This window comes from Endomicrobium proavitum (assembly GCF_001027545.1).
In the GTDB taxonomy this organism is placed as follows: Bacteria; Elusimicrobiota; Endomicrobiia; order Endomicrobiales; family Endomicrobiaceae; genus Endomicrobium; species Endomicrobium proavitum.
This window is the reverse complement of sequence record NZ_CP009498.1, coordinates 24,626-40,912: the sequence shown is the minus strand read 5'-3', so window position 1 is coordinate 40,912 and position 16,287 is coordinate 24,626. Positions and strand designations below refer to the sequence as shown.

18 protein-coding genes are annotated in these 16,287 nt (G+C 41.5%); all 18 read right to left on the bottom strand.

All coding sequences use genetic code 11. The annotated features are described in order from the left end of the window. Positions 1–18 precede the first annotated feature (18 nt). The 18 genes from Epro_RS00185 to radA all read right to left on the bottom strand — a co-directional run bounded on the left by Epro_RS00185 (position 19) and on the right by radA (position 16,226). A complete protein-coding gene (locus Epro_RS00185; RefSeq protein ID WP_052569507.1) occupies positions 19–1,236 on the bottom strand; it encodes a hydrogenase large subunit in 1,218 nt (405 codons plus the stop codon). Next, complete coding sequence (locus Epro_RS00180; protein WP_052569506.1) at positions 1,229–1,729, bottom strand: NADH-quinone oxidoreductase subunit C; 501 nt, start codon at positions 1,727–1,729, stop codon at positions 1,229–1,231. Before Epro_RS00180 ends, Epro_RS00185 begins: the two co-directional genes overlap by 8 nt. Next, positions 1,719–2,201, bottom strand: a complete 483-nt coding sequence (locus Epro_RS00175; RefSeq protein ID WP_082121439.1) for an NADH-quinone oxidoreductase subunit B family protein — start codon at positions 2,199–2,201, stop codon at positions 1,719–1,721. The genes Epro_RS00180 and Epro_RS00175 overlap by 11 nt, the downstream gene beginning before the upstream one ends. After that, a complete protein-coding gene (gene ndhC, locus Epro_RS00170) occupies positions 2,194–2,544 on the bottom strand; it encodes an NADH-quinone oxidoreductase subunit A (protein ID WP_052569505.1) in 351 nt (116 codons plus the stop codon). Before ndhC ends, Epro_RS00175 begins: the two co-directional genes overlap by 8 nt. A 2-nt stretch (positions 2,545–2,546) precedes the next feature. After that, the gene (locus Epro_RS00165; protein WP_052569504.1) at positions 2,547–2,867 is read right to left on the bottom strand and encodes an NADH-quinone oxidoreductase subunit NuoK; all 321 of its coding nucleotides are present in this window, start codon (positions 2,865–2,867) and stop codon (positions 2,547–2,549) included. Further along, positions 2,864–3,373, bottom strand: a complete 510-nt coding sequence (locus Epro_RS00160) for a Na(+)/H(+) antiporter subunit B (protein WP_052569503.1) — start codon at positions 3,371–3,373, stop codon at positions 2,864–2,866. Before Epro_RS00160 ends, Epro_RS00165 begins: the two co-directional genes overlap by 4 nt. Positions 3,374–3,496: 123 nt before the next feature. Continuing rightward, on the bottom strand, positions 3,497–4,912 hold the full coding sequence (locus Epro_RS00155; protein WP_052569502.1) for a complex I subunit 5 family protein: 1,416 nt from the start codon (positions 4,910–4,912) through the stop codon (positions 3,497–3,499). 6 nt (positions 4,913–4,918) lie between these two features. Beyond that, positions 4,919–6,679 carry a complex I subunit 5 family protein gene (locus tag Epro_RS00150; RefSeq protein WP_052569501.1) on the bottom strand — a complete coding sequence of 587 codons (1,761 nt, stop codon included), beginning with the start codon at positions 6,677–6,679 and terminating at the stop codon, positions 4,919–4,921. 1 nt (position 6,680) lies between these two features. Continuing rightward, entirely contained in the window at positions 6,681–8,138 is a 1,458-nt protein-coding gene (locus Epro_RS00145) for an NADH-quinone oxidoreductase subunit 5 family protein (RefSeq protein WP_082121532.1), read from the bottom strand. Between the two features lie 460 nt (positions 8,139–8,598). Next, a complete protein-coding gene (locus tag Epro_RS00140; protein WP_052569499.1) occupies positions 8,599–9,237 on the bottom strand; it encodes a YiaD family glycine zipper/OmpA-like lipoprotein in 639 nt (212 codons plus the stop codon). 15 nt (positions 9,238–9,252) lie between these two features. Further along, positions 9,253–9,531, bottom strand: coding sequence for a hypothetical protein (locus tag Epro_RS00135; protein ID WP_052569498.1), 279 nt, complete (start codon positions 9,529–9,531; stop codon positions 9,253–9,255). A 97-nt stretch (positions 9,532–9,628) separates the two neighbouring features. Then, a complete protein-coding gene (gene fba, locus Epro_RS00130) occupies positions 9,629–10,624 on the bottom strand; it encodes a class II fructose-1,6-bisphosphate aldolase (RefSeq protein ID WP_052569497.1) in 996 nt (331 codons plus the stop codon). Positions 10,625–10,648: 24 nt separating this feature from the next. Beyond that, positions 10,649–11,707 carry an acetyl-CoA carboxylase carboxyltransferase subunit alpha gene (locus tag Epro_RS00125; protein WP_082121438.1) on the bottom strand — a complete coding sequence of 353 codons (1,059 nt, stop codon included), beginning with the start codon at positions 11,705–11,707 and terminating at the stop codon, positions 10,649–10,651. Between the two features lie 9 nt (positions 11,708–11,716). Further along, positions 11,717–12,421 carry a hypothetical protein gene (locus tag Epro_RS00120; protein ID WP_052569496.1) on the bottom strand — a complete coding sequence of 235 codons (705 nt, stop codon included), beginning with the start codon at positions 12,419–12,421 and terminating at the stop codon, positions 11,717–11,719. Between the two features lie 91 nt (positions 12,422–12,512). Beyond that, on the bottom strand, positions 12,513–13,139 hold the full coding sequence (locus Epro_RS00115) for a YiiX/YebB-like N1pC/P60 family cysteine hydrolase (protein WP_052569495.1): 627 nt from the start codon (positions 13,137–13,139) through the stop codon (positions 12,513–12,515). Next, complete coding sequence (locus tag Epro_RS00110; protein WP_052569494.1) at positions 13,136–13,660, bottom strand: shikimate kinase; 525 nt, start codon at positions 13,658–13,660, stop codon at positions 13,136–13,138. Before Epro_RS00110 ends, Epro_RS00115 begins: the two co-directional genes overlap by 4 nt. A gap of 1 nt (position 13,661) precedes the next feature. Beyond that, the gene (gene aroC / locus Epro_RS00105) at positions 13,662–14,819 is read right to left on the bottom strand and encodes a chorismate synthase (protein WP_052569493.1); all 1,158 of its coding nucleotides are present in this window, start codon (positions 14,817–14,819) and stop codon (positions 13,662–13,664) included. A 27-nt stretch (positions 14,820–14,846) separates the two neighbouring features. Then, complete coding sequence (gene radA / locus Epro_RS00100; RefSeq protein ID WP_052569492.1) at positions 14,847–16,226, bottom strand: DNA repair protein RadA; 1,380 nt, start codon at positions 16,224–16,226, stop codon at positions 14,847–14,849. Positions 16,227–16,287: the final 61 nt, after the last annotated feature.

Here is a 16,287-nt window from a genome sequence, read left to right as displayed (position 1 = left end):
TTTCGGTTGTCTTTAAAACTATTTTATTTCCAGCTTAACTTTTGAAAAATCTACGCCGCGGTTTTTCTTATACCACAGTATGCTTTCTTCTCTTAATTGTTTCCATGACACTTGAGAATTTTTGCTGTTTTTATCGTTTAACGAAAGTATCATTCTGTCCGTGCACGAAAAACACGGATCTATTGCCGCTATAACTATAGTAACGTCGGCAAGATATCCTTTTTCCAACATTGTTGAAACTGCCTGAACGTTTGCAAGAGTGGGGGCTCTAAGTTTTACTCTTTCGGGTTTATCGGTTCCGTTTGCGCGAACATAATGCAAATCTTCGCCGCGAGGCGCTTCATATCTTGAAATAGCTTCTCCCGCGGGAATTCTTAACGGAGCAGGAACTTTCAAAGGCGTTGCCGGAAGTTTTTTAACAAGCTGTCTTATTATTGAGTAAGCTTCCATAAGCTCGCCTACGCGCACAAGCGCTCTTGCGTAAACGTCGCAATTATTATCCGTAATAACTTTAAAATCAGCCTCGCCGTATGCCGCGTATTTTTCTTCCGCGCGCACGTCTCTTGCAATTCCCGAAGCTCTGCCGGTAGGCCCTACCGCGCCCATTTTCACCGCATCTTCAGGAGATAAATATCCTACTTTTGAAAGTCTCTTTTTTATTGTAATTTCCTGCGTAACAACCTGAGCGTAATATTTTGTTCTTTCTTCCAAAACGTCCATTGCTTTTAAAATTTGATCTTTTTCTTCGTCGGAAATATCTTTGCGCACGCCGCCTAAAACGTTAACTCCGTAATTTACTCTGTTGCCCGTAAGAAGCGCAAGCAAATCCATTACGACTTCTCTGTCTCTCCACGTGTACATAAGAAGAGTGTCAAAACCTATTTCGTGAGCGGCTACGCCAACCCACAAAAGATGGCTGTGAATTCTTTCCATCTCGCCGATAATTGAACGTATATATTTTGCGCGCAAAGGCACTTGAAGCCCCGCGATTTCTTCCACCGCCTGCAAATAACACGTTGAATGAGAATGCGAACATATTCCGCAGACTCTTTCCAAAAGATACATATCGTTGAGATAAGTTTTCTGCTCGCAGGCTTTTTCTATGCCTCTGTGATTGTATCCTACTTTTACCAAAATGCTTTCAACCTGCTCGCCCGCAAGAGTTACGTCAAAACTCGCCGGCTCTTTTAACGCGGGATGCTGCGGCCCTACGGGAATAATTAATTTTTTAGCCATTGCAATCCTCCTTAAGAGGAGTTGCTTTATAAATTTTTTTCTCTATTTTGTCCGCCGTCCAATCTTTTCTCATAGGATACTGCCCGTCAGGCCAGTTATCCGATAAAGGATATCTTGGACCTGCGCCAAGACCGTTAACTTTAACTCCGAATAAATCAACAACTTCTCTTTCCTGCAGCTCTGCCGCAGGATATATATCGGTAATTGTGTCTATAACAGCGTTTGTTTTAGGAACGGATGTTTCTATATTAAGCATAACTCCTGCAACGTCCGCCATGTGATAAATAAAAGAAAAATTCTCTTTATCGTCAAGACCGGTAAGCATGCAGAAAATATCCTGTTTTAATTGGCTTGCGGCAAACTCTAAAAATTTTCTAAAGTTTACATACGGAACTTTTATCCAAATTCTCTGCTCTCTTTGCACGCGTATTGCGTCTTTTAAATCCGGATATTTTGCGGCTATTTTTTCAACAATCGGGAGATTATTTTCCACCGGTTCCCCCTTTTTTATTTTTTAATTTTTCCTTTTCGGCGTCTTCGTAACTTTTTAAAAGTTTTGTAACTCCGTCTATAATTGCATCGGGGCTTGCCGGACATCCGGGGATATACGCGTTAACGGGAATTGCTTCGTCTATTCCGCCAAGCATGCTGTAACAGCCTTCAAAAACTCCGCCGCTGCACGCGCACGTACCTACAGCCACAACAAATTTAGGTTCGGGAAGCTGCTCGTAAATTCTTACAAGCCTGTCCTGAAGCTGCATTGTAACGGGGCCGGAACACAACAAAACGTCTGCGTGTCTTGGAGTTCCTTTCTGCAAAACTCCAAACCTTTCCAAATCGTAAGTGGGCGTAAGAGCCGCAACTATTTCTATGTCGCAAGCGTTGCATGCGCCGGTATTAAAATGTATAACCCAGGGAGATTTTAAACGCGCCCAAGTGATAAGCTTTTTAACAGCTTTAATCATTTCTTTCTCTCCTGAAAATTATCAAAATACTTATATAAGCAACAGCTACAAACAAAGCCGTTATGCCGATAGAAGTTTTCATGTCTGCAGGCGTAGAGGCAAGCAAAAGAGTTATAACGTGCATTATCGTAAAGAAAAACGCCACGGGGAAAAACTCGGAATATTCCGGTTTTAATCTGTGCTCTTTAACATCTTCGCCGCACGCGTAAGCTTTAAGCTTGCCGTTTGGGTTTAACGGATTTTTAAAAGCTATTTTATTTGTCGCGCGCGCAAGCAAAAACATAAACGCAAACACAACGGCGAACACTATAGGAGGCAAAATAATTAAAGCGTAAAAATTCATTTTTAACCTTTCAGTTTTTTAATATTTTCAACGTCTAAAGAATTATGTTTTTTTGAAATATTTATTATGTATCCCGCAGAAATTGTAAGCACAACAACTTCAACTACTATCATGGTTATAATTAAAGGTTCCGCAAGCTGGGGTCTGCCGTTAAAATAACCCGCGGCGGCAAGCAAAATAGTTACGCCTTTTGTCATGATTTCAAGACCTATTATAATTGAAATAATATTTCTTGTAACCATAATTGCGTATATGCCTATTACAAAAAGCACGGGCGCGCTTATAATATAAAGTTTAAAAAGAAGAAGAGATTCCGTGTTCACTTGTCATCTCCTTTATTATCTTTAAAAAGAACAACCACTCCGAAAACGCCTGTAAGAATTATTATTATTTGACCAAGCAAATCAAATTGTCTTGTTTCCCATAAAACTTTTCTTGCGGACGCGTCGGCAATTGCTTCCGAAGGAAGCGGAACGTAATTTATTTCTTTTGCAAGCAAAACAAAAGCAGCCGCGCAAACCGCCACAAGTATAGGTAGGAAAACGAATTTTTTATACATTCCCACCCTTGCGTCGCCGCGCTCTTTTTGCGTTAAAGGATTTGTAAGGCTGATAACGCTTATGAAAATAACGGTTATAAGTCCGGCGCAAACGGAAAGTTCAAAAATTGCCGCAAGCGGACTTTTAAGCAAAAAAAGTATAAGCGTTACAACAATGCTTATTGACGCAAGCATTATCGCCGCGCGAACAACTCTTGTGCGCACAACCGCAAGAACCGCAAATATTACGGTAAGCGCTAAAAGAATAATGTGTATTAAAGGCGTATCCATAAAAAATCCTTTTTAATGCGGCTTAGAAGTTTAGCAGCTTAAAAACTTGACAGCCGCAAACGGTAACAACAAAATTAAAATTAACGGCAAAAACTTTTTCGGATATTGAGCTGCGCGACCGCTTTAAAGTCCGGCGGCGGGCAGTATAAAATATTTTAAAACTAACGGAAACAACAAACCTACGGCTATTGTAATGCCGCCTAAAATTATTGCCGGCACAGTTAAAGATTTCGGAGCTTCCGAAACGTTTTCAAGCGACGGCGAAAGTTCGCCGAAAAAAACTTTTTTCTGTAAAGTTACAAAATACGCCATTGTAAGAAGACTTGCCAAAACCGCAAGAACCGCAAAACCCTGATAACCCGCGCTCCACAAAGCAAGCACAATTAACAGTTTGCTCCAAAAACCCGAAAACGGAGGAATTCCGGAAGCAGATAAAAATGCAATAGCGGTTGTCGTAGAAGTTATCGGCATTTTGTATCCAAGCCCGCCGAAAGAGTCAACGTCAAGCCTGCCGGTTTGTTTTTCAACCGAGGCGGAGTTAACAAACAATAACGATTTAAAAATAGCGTGATTAAAAATATGAAACAATGCGGCGGCAACGCCAAGCGCAGTGCCCGCGCCGAGCGCCAAAACTATATAACCTACCTGACTGATACTTGAATACGCAAGAACTCTTTTGAAATCTTTTTGAACTATAGCTATAAGCGCGCCGCCCACAACAGATAAAGCTCCCGTTATAAGAAGAACGGTTTTTATTTCGCCGTTAAAACCGGTTACGGAATCTAAAAATCTTATAAGCGTAAACACGCCCGTTGTTTTTGTAATTATTCCGCCCAAGAATACCGAAACTCCCGCGGGCGCCTGCGAATACGCGCCTGAAAGCCACGAGTGGAAAGGAACAAGCCCGCCTTTTATTAAAAGCCCGCACATAAAAAGTATTATTGCAATTAAAACTATTCCGTTTGAACCGTAATCTTTTACAGCCGCGGAAATTTCCGCAAAGCCGGTTCCGCCCGCCGCAAGAAAAAACAAAGCCACGGAAAAAAGCATCATAACCGTAGCTATTGAAGAAATAATAAGATATTTAAAACCGCCTTCAAGCGCGCCGACTTTTTTATCAAGCGAAATCATTATGTAAGACGCCACGGCGATAACTTCTATAAAAACATACATTGTAAACGCGTCTTTTGCAAAAACAAGCCCGTTAATACCGGCAATGCAAAGAAGCATTAAATTTGACAGAGAAAACAATTTGCCGTCTGAAGTTGAAAAAACTTTAGACGTCATAAGAGAAACAAAAGCTACAACTGACGCCGACACTATCATTATTTCAGATATGCCGTCGGCCGCAATATTAAATGAGAAAAATTTACCCGCCAAACCGGCAAACTGCTGCGAACCCAAGCACGGAAAAAATACCGACGCAAGCTGCCACGCAAAAAACGCAAGCGCCGCATAATAGGCGGTTTTTCCGCTAACGCGCGGAATATTAAGCGCAAATACAAGCAAGATTGGAATTAAAATAAGAGATATCGTCATTTATCCTCAAGAAAACACAAAAAATATAACGGCAACAACAATAGCCGCAAGAACCCACAAAATATAACGCGTCGTATCGCCGTTGTGAATATTTTTTAACGCCGCCGCGGTTTTTAGCGCCGCGGAAGGTATAACCACATCGTAAACTTTGTTAAGCAGTTTGTCAAAATTAAAAGACGCCGCGGCAAATTTTTTGTAAAAGCTAATTGCCAATTCGTAAGGGTCTGCCTTTTGCGTTTCGTCTAATTTATTTATCCCGAGATATTTTACTATAGGCGAAACAAAGCCGAGCCCGTTATTTTTAACGCTGCCTATAATAAAGTTTACAACAACAATTAAAAGAGCGCTTATTGAAACCGCAAAAATTAAAACTCCCGAATGTTCTTGGGTAAAAGGAACGGCTTTCCCTATAACATGCTCGGGAATATTTGAAAACACTCCAAGCAAAAGACACAAAAACGACGCAGTTAAAGCCGCAATCATTGAAGTTACGGAGTATTGTTTTGTTTCGGAATTATTGTTAAAGAATATTTTTCCAAACCAGTTCAACACCGCGCTTGAACAGAAAAAAGTTACCAAAACAAGAGCCGCATACCAAACTATTCCCGCGGCAAACGCGCCTTCGTAAACAAGTTCTTTTGAATAAAACGCCGCAAAAAGAGGAACGCCTATAAAAGACGCAACCGCAAGAGTAAAACAAATAAAAATATAAACGTTGTTTTTATAAGAAACGGTTTCCGATTTGCTTTCTTCAAGAATTCCCGCGCCGAAAAATAACGCTGATTTATAAACCGTATGAGCCAAAAGATGAAACACGGCTCCGGCAATTGCAACAGGAACAGCCGTAAGCATAGCAAGCATCATAAACCCGCCCTGGCTTATGCTTGTGTATATCAACATTTTTTTGAAAGAGTTTTGAGAGTTTGACAAAAGCGCCGCAACCAACGCGCCAAGCGCAACTGCCGCAAGAAGCTGCCACGCAACCGCTCCGGGAGCAACGTTAAAAATTTTAATTGCTACATATAATATGTATATGCCCAAAACTTTTTCAACCGCCGTAGCCATAAACACTAAAAAGCCTACAGAAGTTTTTTCGGCGGCTTCGGGCATCCAGCTGTGAAACGGCATAGCGCCAAGTTTTCCAGCGGCGCCTATAACCATAAAAATAAAAGCGGCTTTTGCCTGTCCGCCGGAAAGCGCAAGAGAAATATCGGAAATTTGGACGGTTTTTGAAAGAGCGTAAACTATGCCTATGCCAAGCATTAAAAACAAATCGGCAACGGCAGTTATAACAAAAGCTTTAACCGCAAGTTTTTTATTGTCGTTGTCCGACGACAATATCATCAAAATAAAAGGTATGGCAAGAGCTTCTATAAATATTAAAAGAAATACCAAACTATTTGTAAGCACAGCGCCGTTTGCAAAGCCCAGCGCCAAAAGAACGGAAGCGTTAAAAAGCTTTACTTTGGAAGTTCCCTGCGGGTTGCAAATTGTAAAAATTGCCGTAAGCAGCGCAAAAACCGCCGATATTATAAGCAGTATTTCTTTCAAAGAAGAAGTTAAAATTGAAAAAGAAAAGCCAAACGCCGCCCACGGAAAGTTTGCCGCAATATCTTTTCCGAAGAAAACCAAGACTGCCGCAATGTTGAAAATTGCCGCGGCAACAAACAACGCTTTGTTTACACCCTCAAATTTCTTAGGAATGCAAAACAAAACAAGCGAAGCTAAAACAGGTATTAAGATGAAGTATATAGAGGACGCATCCATTTTAAATTATTCCAAACATTTGTTTTGAGGCAAGTTCCGCAATGCGCGTAAACCAGCCAAAGCCTAAACCGCACACAAGAGAAATAAAAGCAAGTATTGAAATGCTTAAATTCATAGGAGACCAAAAACTTGATTTATGCCCGCTTGCGACGATTGCATTTACAGGGGCTGCCAAAAATACTTTATAATAAACTCTGACCATATACAATATTGTAAGCGTAGCCGCTAAAACAAAAACCAGAGCCACTGCGTAGTAGCCAGCCGCCGCCGCGCCCGTTATTACAAAAAATTTGCTGAAAAAACCGCCCATGGGAGGAATACCTATAATAGATGCCATGCACAAAAGAAAACCAACCGCGGTTATAGGAATAACTTTAAAAAGTCCGCCCATTTGAGACGTGTCTTTTGTGTGGGTTTCGTGTTCTATAATTCCCGCGCTTAAAAACAGTCCGGCTTTTGCGCTTGAATGCATTAAAATATAAAGCATTGACGCGCCAAACGCCAAGGGCGTTCCCACGACAAAACCTAAAAATATAAACGCAAGCTGGCTTACCGTTGAAAAAGCGATAATTCTTTTTATATCTTTTTCAATTAAAGCGGCGCCGCCCGAAAGCAAAGCGCTTAAAGCTATAATTATAAAAATAACCGTCCTGATTTCTTCGGACGGCGCAATTATATTTGTAAAAAGTCTGGCATAAACGTAAACGCCTATTTTCACCAAAACAGCGGCGTGAAGAAGAGCTGTTACCGGAGACGGCGCAACGCCTGCATCCGCAAGCCACGTATGAAAAGGAAACGTTGCGGACTTTGCAAATATACCGCACAAAATTAAAATAACCGCAAGATTTTTAACGTTTCCGGCAGGTATTGCGGCATGAATAGCTTTATAATCAAAACTTCCTGCCTGCGAATAAACTACAAAAAATCCTATAAGCATTAAGAAAGCTCCGCCGGCGGTAACCAAAAAAGCTTTGTTTGCGCGGCGAACAAAATCATCTTTTCTAAAAAACCCGATAAGCCTCCACGAGGCAAGAGCCGTCATTTCCCAGAACATATATAATAGTATAAGATTTGCGGAAAAAATTATACCCATCATAGAGCCGAGGAAAAGAAGAACTATAAAGTAGTATTCATTTTGATTTTTGTATGGTTTAATGTATTCAAACGAGTAGAAAACTATAATTGCGCTGACAAAAGAAGATGCCAAAGCGCAAAACAGCGCAAAAGCGTCGGCTTTCAAAAGGAAATTAAAACCGAAAGGAAGGTTATATCCTATTTCTATAATATTGCCGGAAAAAACCGACGGGGCAATAAAAAGTCCCAGTGCAAAAACAAATATTGCAAGGGACAATGCGAGTATATTTCTAAATGTTGCCGAAATTCTGCCTGCTACAGGCAGAAGACAAGAACCGAATATTGGAAGAGCAATGATAAGCGCCAATATAATTTTATTTGTCATAAAAGTTTCGGACAATTATAAACCGCGCATATTTTTACAATATGAGCGGCCATATTTTGCCTTACAGCGACCATTATATAAATTTTACTTTGAAGATGTCAAACGCGTTTAACGGCAAAGTGAAAAGTGACACACTTGTGTGTCATTGCCGAAATCCGTAATCGGCAATCCACGGTTGCTAAATATTAGATGTATGCATTACATCTTTTAAAGCGAAAAGTGAAATTCACGGCAAAAAACTACAAAATAATACGAAATCTCATCTCAAGATGGGCAAAATAACAGAATCTATAAATATAAAAAAACCGGAAGAGTTATAACTCTTCCGGTTTTTTTTATTTGTCGTAAATTTCACTTTCCACTTTGCCGTTAAATAATGAACACGTATAATATTTAGCAAACGTGGATCCCGGATTAAGACATTCCGGGATGACACTTCGTGTCACTTTTCACTTTGCCGTTATTTAATTGCTGCCGTGTTAGCTGTTATGTCCAAGTTTACTCTTCTGTTTTTTGCGCGACCTTCTTCAGTTGAGTTATCGGCAATAGGGTTTGTTAAACCGTAGCCTATGTAAGAAATTTTGTAGGTTTTAAGTCCGGTGCCAAGCAAAAAGTCATAAACAGCTTTTGCTCTTTTTTCGGACAGCGTTTTGTTGGTTGCGGCAGAACCGGTATTGTCGGTATTGCCTTCCACAACTATAATGTTTTGAGGGTATTTTTTCAAAACCGTATTCAAATCCGTAAGAGTTTTTTGCGCAGCGGAAGATAACTCCGCGCTGTTTACTGAAAAAAGAATATCGTTTTTAAGAGTTATTCTTAAACCGTCGTTTGTTTTTGCAACGTCTGCAATTGCCGCAAGTTCTTTGGCCTGTTTGTCAAAATAATTGCCTATTGCTCCGCCGGCAACCGCTCCTGCCGCTCCGCCGATAACTGCGCCTTTCCACGCTTCTCCGCCTTTTGTATTATTTGCAATAACCGCTCCGGTAACTGCGCCTACCGCCGCGCCCGCCCCTGCGCCGATTGCCGTATTTTTACCAGGCGTTGTGCAAGCCGCCGCCAAAAGACAAAAACCAAGCGCCGTCAACAAAACTTTATTCATGTGAGATTCTCCCTGTTATTCTTTAGGTTCAAGCGCAACAACTACGTTTGCACCCAATTTTTTTGAAAATATATTGTAAAAAAATACGAAAAGAATTGAAACCAAAGTTACAAACATCGTTAAAATTGCAAACAGCACAAACACAAACTGCAGTTTCTGCGAAAGCGTTACATTTTGAGCTTGGACAAGAAAGAAATATCCCACAGCCAAAACAGCGTTTACCGAGGCAGAAACCAAAGGCACTGTTTTAAAAACCGAAGAAACGTCAATTCTCTTTATATGGTAAAACGACATAAACGCCTCCTATATTATGGGCGCACGCTTTAACATTTTATGTAAAGCGTGCGCCGAATAGTTTTCAAAATCCTAAAAATCAAACAACCGCGAATTTTTACTTAGAGGCGTAAAGCTTCTTGTAATCTTCAAGAGATTTCGGCGCGTAATCTTTAGCGTGTCCCGCGGTGCCGAAATCTTTCATTTTTGTAACTATAAGATTTTTAAGAGCCGTTCTGGCAGGTCCTAAATAATCTCTGGGGTCAAACTTTTCCGGAGTTTCGGTAAATACTTTTCTGATAGCGGCGGTAATTGCAAGTCTGCCGTCGGTATCTACGTTAATTTTCTGAACGCCGAGTTTTACCGATTCCTGAAGCTGCTCAATAGGAACGCCCTGCGCGCCAGGCATTTTGCCGCCGTATTTGTTTACTTCGTCTATCAAAGCTTTCGGAACCGAAGACGCTCCGTGAAGAACGATAGGAATATTTATAAGCCCTCTGATTTCTTTCAAAACGTCAAAAGCAAGTTTAGGGGTTTCTTTAAATTTATACGCGCCGTGCGAAGTGCCTATGGCAATAGCCAAAGAATCAACTCCGGTGGCTTCTACGAATTTTTTAGCTTCCTGCGGATCTGTCAAATGAATTGTGCCGGAACCTACGCCGTCTTCAATTCCGCCGAGAGTTCCTATTTCAGCTTCAACCGAAACGCCTCTTGCGTGAGCGTATTCCACAACTGATTTTGTAACTTTAACATTGTAAGCGTAATCGGAAGCGGTTTTTCCGTCTTCCAAAAGCGAACCGTCTATCATAACCGAAGAAAATCCGAGGTCAATAGCTTTTATTGCGGATTCCAAAGAGTTGCCGTGATCTAAATGCATTGCAACGGGAATATCCGGATTTTCAATAACCGCCGCTTTCATTAAATACCCAAGGTAAGTAAAGCTTGCATATTTCAGCGCGCCGCGGCTTGCCTGAATTATTACGGGAGACTGCGTTTCTTTCGCAGCGTCCATAATTGCCTGAATCTGCTCCATGTTGTTTACATTGTAAGCGCCTACGCCGTAGCCGCCTTTTTTCGCTTCGTCCAAAATCTGTTTTGCCGGAACTAATGCCATTGTGATTCCTCCTGTATTATATGTTTACTTCTTTGCCGTTTTTTTAGGTTTGGATTTTGCCGCGGTTTTTGCTTTTACCTTCGCTTTTGCCGCAGGCTTTTTTTCTTTTACAATTTTCACGAAAGAAGCCGGTTCTTCAAAAACGCCCATGTTGCGAAACTTTGAATATCTGTCGTCTTCTATTTTTTGCGCGGACATATCTTCGTAAAGTTTAATATATTTATTTAAAGAAGCTTTTATGTTTACCGCGGTTTTTTCAGCGTCGTTATGCGCGCCGCCGAGAGGTTCTTTTATTATTTCGTCTATAACTTTAAGATTTAACAAATCCTTTGCGGTAATTTTCATGGCTTCGGCCGCATCTTTCGCTTTAGAACCGTCTCTAAAAAGTATGGCTGCGCAGCCTTCCGGAGAAATAACGGAATAATACGAATTTTCAAGCATCAAAACTTTGTTTGACACGCCTATGCCAAGCGCCCCGCCGGAACCGCCCTCGCCGATAACAACGCTTAAAACAGGAACCGAAAGCTTTGCCATATCTCTTAAATTTCTGGCTATGGCTTCGGCTTGCCCTCTTTCTTCGGCGGCTATTCCCGGATAAGCGCCGGATGTATCTATAAAAGTTATAACGGGTCTGTTAAATTTTTCCGCAAGTTTCATTATGCGCATGGCTTTGCGGTAACCTTCGGGGTGCGCCATGCCGAAATTTCTGTCCATGTTTTCCTGAAGCGTTCTTCCCTTCTGATGACCTATAACTATTACCGGCTTTCCGTCCAAGAGCGCCATGCCGCACAAAAGAGCGCGGTCGTCGCCAAACACTCTGTCGCCGTGAAGTTCTACAAAATCTTCAAAAATTAATTTTATATAATCGGCGGAGTAAGGTCTTTTTGGGTGGCGCGCAATTTGTATTCTCTGCCAAGGCGTAAGAGAACCGTAAATTTTTTGTTTGAGATTTTCTTTTTTCGCTTCAAGTTCAGCGATTTGTTTAGAGAAATCGGCATGATTGTTAAGCGAAGACGTTTTTAACTCTTCTATTTTCTCTTCAAGCTCAACTAAAGGTTGCTCAAAGTCAAAAGACGTTTCCATTGATTCTCCTTAAAACTTGCCCGAGTAATTAATTTTAAACACTCTTTCGTTAGGGACTCTGTCAAAGCCGTTAGGCGCCCAGCAGTCTCTCATTATAAAATCAAAATCTATGTATTCGCTTAAAGAAAATCTTAAACCGAAATTTAATCTTGCGTCGGCAAAGTAATGAAAGTTATCGTATTCGGCCATAAAAGCTATGTAATCTTTCAGCAAGGGGACTTCGGCGTTTAAAAACGCGTAAACTTTAGCGTTTCTGAAATTGTTCATATTTAATCCGCCGTTAATTGTTAGCCCTTCAAAAAAAACCTCCCTGCCCAAAACAAAATAAACGCCTTTGCCAAGCTGGAAGTAATCGTCGGTATAATCCGTGCTGAAAAAATATCCCTGTCCGTCGTAGCCCAACGCTATAGACGGAAGATCCATATCGCCGCTGTAAACGTCTAACTTTGCCGAAAGCGCCGGAATTGCAACTTGCACTTTATCGTTTCCGATAAACTTATCAAACTCCCACGCTATGCCTATGTTAAAAATTTTGAACACGCCGAAATCAAGACGGGTTTGCACTCCGCCGGCGCTGAAAAACCTTATATCAACGTCATATGCTCCGTAATTTAAAATGTTTGATGTAGGAGAATCCATAACCCAAAGCCTTCCGGCATGAGCGCTTGCAGCAGCCGCAAGAACCATAAAAAGTCCGAAAACAATTTTTTTCAATTTATTCTCCCGCAAAAGATAATAATGTATCAATTATATAATTTATGTATTTTTTAGTCAATTTATTAAAGAAAACTTGCTCATTTTTCAATTATTTTTCAACAATAGTTATAAGCATGTTAGAATTAAAAATATCAGCAGGGGTGGTAATTTGTTCGTAAATGGGAATATTATTTCCAAAAACTTCCTGCAGACGGGTTTTAACATTTTCATCGGCAAGATTAAAATCCGCAAAAACGCGCAGCTGAGAAATTTCTATGCCCAGCGCCCTGTTGTAAATTTTCCAGATAAGCTCCGAAGAATAAAACGCTCTGTCCGACCATTCGTAATACTGGTCGTAAGGTTTTCCGAGGAATTCGCTGTTAAACTTTTTCATACTTTCAAGCGTTTGCGGCGTAATAAGAGTGCTCTCTTCTTTAAGCCTTTTAACTACGTAGCGGTTGTCTTCGCCCTCTTTAATCCAGCTTTTTAAAGGCGTAAGCTGCACGGGCTGAACGGCTTCCAAAACATACCATTTTCCGCCTCTTGAAAATAAAATTCCGGCGTTATTATATTTTGTGTTTGACAGAAACGCCAAAAGATCGCCGGACTTAGATTTTTTATTTTGAAAAATAACATCGCCGTCTTTAAACAAAGACGTGTCCAGCTCAACGTTGTTGCAAGCTGCAAAAAAAACTCCGACAAAAAATAAACATAATATTACCGCAAATTTTTTCATATCTTTTCCTCCAGCATTTTTTTGACGCCTGAGTCCAAAGCTATTTTTTGGGCAATTTCCCGCGGGCTGCCTTCGCCTGCGTCAAAAGAAAAATCGTATTTTTCATACGCGTCTTTGCGCGCCGACAATAACTTTTTTATCTCGCTTAATGGGTCTGCAAGCTTCAACAAAGGTCTGTGAGTTTCGTTTTTTATTCTTGCGTATATTATTTCAGGCGACGCTTTTAAATAAATAATAATTCCGTTTCTTTTAAGATTAATTATATTCTGCGCGTTTAAAACCGCTCCGCCGCCTGTGGCTATTACCGCGTTATCTTTTTCAGCGGCAGCCGCAACCGCTTCAAATTCCATATTTCTGAAAGTTTCTTCGCCGTAGAGCGCAAAAATTTCGCTTATTTTAACGCCGGATGCTTTTTCAACGGTTTCGTCGGTATCAACAAACTCAAACCCGAGCTTTTTTGCAAGCTCCGCGCCTACCGCCGATTTTCCGCTTCCCATAAATCCGGTTAAAACTATGTTCATATTATATGTTTTTAAGTCTTGCTTTATAAGCGGCTACGCTTTTTTTCATATCTTCAATATTGTCGCCGCCGAATTTTTCTTTAAGAGCTTTTGCAATTTCAAACGCCGCGACAGCTTCCGCAACAATTCCGGCGGCAGGCACCGCGCAAACGTCGCTGCGCACAGCTTCCGCTTTGGCCGCTTTCTTTGTGCTTAAATTTACCGAACGCAGCGGTTTTGCAAGAGACGGTATAGCTTTCATTGTGCACGAAATTTCTATAGTTTCGCCGTTAGACATTCCGCCTTCAATGCCGCCCGCCCTGTTTGTATTTCTGTAAAAACCTTTTTTATCGTTATAAAAAATTTCGTCGTGAGATAAAGATCCGGGGATAGCCGCAAGTTTTGATCCGCTGCCAAACTCTACGGCTTTAATTGCCTGTATTGAAAGAAAACTCTGCGCAAGTCTTCCGTCTAATTTTAAATCCCACTGGGTGTGGCTTCCAAGACCCGCGGGAACGTTTTCTATTTTAACCGCAAGTTTGCCGCCCAAAGTATCGCCCTGCGAGCCGGTCTTTTTTATAAGCTGTATCATTTTTTTGCTTGCCGCAGCGTCGGGACAGCGCACATAAGACATTTCCGTATTGTGCCATATTTTTTCAGCCGGAACGGAATTAATATCCGCCGTAACATTTCCTATCTGCAAAGTGTAAGAAGTAATTCTTATGTCAAACTCTTTTAAAAGTTCTTTGCATACCGCGCCGACCGCAACTCTTGCGGCGGTTTCTCTGGCGGACGCTCTTTCCAAAATATCTCTGAAATCTGTAGAGCCGTATTTCATAAGCCCCGCAAGGTCTGCATGCCCCGGACGCGGCTTTAAAAGAATTTCTCCGTCTAAATCAACGGCTATCGGAGACATAATATTTTCCCAGTTTTCCCAGTCTCTGTTTGTAACGTAAAGCGCTATCGGCGAACCGATTGTTCTTGCGTAACGCATTCCCGAAAGAACTTTTACGACGTCGGTCTCTATTCTCATTCTTGCGCCTCTGCCGTAACCTTTCTGTCTTCTTGCAAGCTCTACGTCTATATCTTCCGAGTTAACGTTAAGCCCTGCGGGAATTCCCTCAAGAATTGCAATAATCCCTCTTCCGTGGGATTCGCCTGCCGTGGTAAATCTAATCATCTTTTTCTCCCGATATATTTTTATTGATTATTGATTTCTCAAAAATTTTATAGCCGCGTCTGCGCTGTCTGCGCCGAATATTTCAATTTTGCCTTTATATGATAAGTTTTTTAAATTCCCTTTGGGCACTATGGCTTTTTTAAATCCTAACTTTTCAGCTTCAGCAAGCCTTTCGGCGCAAAAAGCCACCGAGCGGACTTCGCCGGCAAGACCTACTTCGCCGAAAGCGACTAAATCTTTAGGGCAAATAAACCCTGCGTGCGCCGAAACTATGGCGCCGGCAGCAGCCAAATCCAAAGAGGTTTCTTTAATTTTTACTCCGCCCGCAACGTTTACAAAAATATCCTGCATTTCAAGCGGCAAGTTAAGCCTGTTTTCCAAAACCGCTATCAAAATAGTAATTCTGTTGGTATCGTAACCCGCAACCATTCTTCTTGGAATTTGAAAGTTCGTTCTTGCCGAAAGCGCCTGAACTTCAAGCAAAATAGGGCGCGTTCCTTCAACGGAAACGGTAACTATATTTCCCGGCACTCCCGACGCGCGCTCTCCCAAAAAAATAAGCGACGGGTTTGAAACTTCGCTAAGTCCGGTTTGCCCCATTTCAAAGATTCCTATTTCCGAAGTGGGACCGAAACGATTTTTATAAGATCTCAAAATTCTGTACGTGTGCTGGCGCTCGTTTTCAAAATATAAAACCGTATCCACAATATGTTCTAAAACTCTGGGGCCTGCTAAATCCCCTTCTTTTGTTACGTGCCCTAAAAGAAAAACCGTTATATTTTTTGATTTTGCAATTCTTAAAAATTCCGCCGCGGTTTCTCTTACCTGCCCCACGGTGCCCGGCGCGCTTGAAAGTTCCGGATGGTAAGTTGTTTGAATTGAATCTACAACCAAAAACTTCGGCTCAATTTTATTTATAGCGTCAACTATATTTTGCAGATTAGTTTCCGACGCTAAAAAAATATTATCTTTTTTTACGTTAAGACGTTCAGCGCGAGCTTTTACCTGCGCAAGAGACTCTTCGCCTGAAATATAAAGAACGGTTCCCGACGAGCTTAAAGCGTTTGCAACATGAAGCATTAACGTTGATTTGCCTATTCCCGGCGCGCCGCCAAGCAAAATAAGAGAGCCCGGCACAACTCCGCCGCCTATCATGTTGTCAAACTCTTTTATATTTGTGGCGTATCTTTTAAAATCTCCGGACGCAATATCTTTAAGCTTTACAACTTCCGACGAAAATCCCGTAAGCTGTCTTGAGGCAACCGCCTGACCTTTTGCCGGCGCAGAAAACTTTTCTTCGGTAAAACTGTTCCATGCGCCGCACGACGGACATTTTCCAAGCCACTGCGCAGCCTCGTAACCGCACTGCTGGCATAAATATGTAACTTTTGTTTTTTTATTTTTCATTTATAATCCGTCTTAAAGCCGCCTGTCTTGCGTCACGCCGTTGCCTATGCCGCGGTAATGA

Coding starts and splice junctions, on each gene's coding strand:
- Epro_RS00185 (WP_052569507.1), bottom strand. CDS start 1,236: ATGGCTAAAAAATTAATTATTCCCGTAGGGCCGCAGCATCCCGCGTTA.
- Epro_RS00175 (WP_082121439.1), bottom strand. CDS start 2,201: ATGATTAAAGCTGTTAAAAAGCTTATCACTTGGGCGCGTTTAAAATCT.
- ndhC (WP_052569505.1), bottom strand. CDS start 2,544: ATGAATTTTTACGCTTTAATTATTTTGCCTCCTATAGTGTTCGCCGTT.
- Epro_RS00160 (WP_052569503.1), bottom strand. CDS start 3,373: ATGGATACGCCTTTAATACACATTATTCTTTTAGCGCTTACCGTAATA.
- Epro_RS00155 (WP_052569502.1), bottom strand. CDS start 4,912: ATGACGATATCTCTTATTTTAATTCCAATCTTGCTTGTATTTGCGCTT.
- Epro_RS00150 (WP_052569501.1), bottom strand. CDS start 6,679: ATGGATGCGTCCTCTATATACTTCATCTTAATACCTGTTTTAGCTTCG.
- Epro_RS00145 (WP_082121532.1), bottom strand. CDS start 8,138: ATGACAAATAAAATTATATTGGCGCTTATCATTGCTCTTCCAATATTC.
- Epro_RS00140 (WP_052569499.1), bottom strand. CDS start 9,237: ATGAATAAAGTTTTGTTGACGGCGCTTGGTTTTTGTCTTTTGGCGGCG.
- Epro_RS00135 (WP_052569498.1), bottom strand. CDS start 9,531: ATGTCGTTTTACCATATAAAGAGAATTGACGTTTCTTCGGTTTTTAAA.
- fba (WP_052569497.1), bottom strand. CDS start 10,624: ATGGCATTAGTTCCGGCAAAACAGATTTTGGACGAAGCGAAAAAAGGC.
- Epro_RS00125 (WP_082121438.1), bottom strand. CDS start 11,707: ATGGAAACGTCTTTTGACTTTGAGCAACCTTTAGTTGAGCTTGAAGAG.
- Epro_RS00115 (WP_052569495.1), bottom strand. CDS start 13,139: ATGAAAAAATTTGCGGTAATATTATGTTTATTTTTTGTCGGAGTTTTT.
- Epro_RS00110 (WP_052569494.1), bottom strand. CDS start 13,660: ATGAACATAGTTTTAACCGGATTTATGGGAAGCGGAAAATCGGCGGTA.
- aroC (WP_052569493.1), bottom strand. CDS start 14,819: ATGATTAGATTTACCACGGCAGGCGAATCCCACGGAAGAGGGATTATT.
- radA (WP_052569492.1), bottom strand. CDS start 16,226: ATGAAAAATAAAAAAACAAAAGTTACATATTTATGCCAGCAGTGCGGT.